The 229-nt window shown below is 56.3% G+C and carries 1 pseudogene; it reads left to right on the forward strand.

Annotated features, from left to right (window positions below):
• Window positions 1-67: 67 nt before the first annotated feature.
• Window positions 68-229: pseudogene (locus EOD29_RS35615) on the forward strand (sugar ABC transporter permease); the annotation flags it as partial.

Below are 229 nucleotides of genomic sequence, written 5' to 3' on the forward strand. Positions count from 1 at the left end.
CTCAGACCCGTCTGGGACCGCTTCGACGAAGCCCTTCACGCGAGAGCGGCTTGAGGAGGGCGGCAAGATGAGTGTTCAAAGAAGCACCTTCATCTTCGCTTGCATCCTTCTTCTTCCGGCTGTGCTCTATGTTCTAGCGATCGTCGCCTATCCGCTGGTCGATACGTTCATTCTCTCTTTCACCGACGCGTCACTCAGGAAGACCACCAACTGGGTCGGCTGGGCTAAT

The organism is Mesorhizobium sp. M1A.T.Ca.IN.004.03.1.1 (assembly GCF_003997555.1).
In the GTDB taxonomy this organism is placed as follows: Bacteria; Pseudomonadota; Alphaproteobacteria; order Rhizobiales; family Rhizobiaceae; genus Mesorhizobium.